Origin of the sequence: Rahnella sp. BCC 1045 (assembly GCF_019049615.1) — a bacterium.
GTDB classification, from domain to species: Bacteria; Pseudomonadota; Gammaproteobacteria; order Enterobacterales; family Enterobacteriaceae; genus Rahnella; species Rahnella contaminans.
In genome coordinates this window covers 1-905 of the sequence record NZ_JAFMOZ010000036.1, presented here as the reverse complement: position 1 = coordinate 905, position 905 = coordinate 1, and the positions used below count along the sequence as shown (strand labels likewise).

Below are 905 nucleotides of genomic sequence, written 5' to 3'. Positions count from 1 at the left end.
GAGCAGCCAATGCCCGTTCTCGATGCCATGAAGTTCGATCAGGTTGTTAATCTGAATACGCCTTTACCCATCAAAGCCGGTGCTGCAATCGGGCACATGGGGTATTTCGAAGATGCCTATGACCAGGGTAAAGAATCGGACTATCGCGTTCATATTGAGTGTTTTACCGATGACGAACGTCTGAAGACTTTTCTCACCAATCCGGAACATGTGAAGACTGGCGAACAGTTCCTGAAAATTGTCCCGGGGCTCACGCGGACGGCGAGGGCACCAAAGCCACCGGCTCCAGAAGAACCTGAGAAAGAAGGGAAGAAGTCTAAAAAAGCCAAGAAGAAATCGACCCCACAGTTATGGGTTTTTACTGCCATAGACGGCAAAACGACGTCGACATGGTGCCTTCCAGTCAGCAAATTACCCGCCGCATGCCCGGATGAATCTGGGAAAAAGTATTACCGTATCGATCAGGAGTCTTGTTGGATTGCAGAGTCAGACATGACCCCGGTACACCAGTACGATCTTGAAGCACGTGGATTTAATGCGATTGAAAGCAGCGCCGGTGACGTCATACTTCACATGAACGGTCAGGATAAACCCAGTGACTTTGTGTCGCAGCTACTGAACATCTTAAAAGAGGCTGCTAAACAGTATCTCGGCGTTGATGCTGCGCTAATACCTGACAGTTACCAGCGCATTCTGAACTGGATAAACGGCTACGATGGTAAGCAGTGGTACGACACAAATATAATAAGAAATGCTATTCACTACACTATGCTCAACCCGCAACTGAATATGTTAATCGTAAAACATCCTTCAGAGTGGTTTTACAAAAGCGGTTCAGCAATATGGAACAAACCTTTAAAGGATATGACTGATTTCGATCCACAACATGCAACATTGAATAAAAG

Annotated in this window: 1 pseudogene; it reads left to right on the top strand. The window is 46.5% G+C overall.

Annotated elements, in window-relative coordinates:
* Window positions 1–905: pseudogene (locus J1782_RS00200) on the top strand (hypothetical protein); the annotation flags it as partial.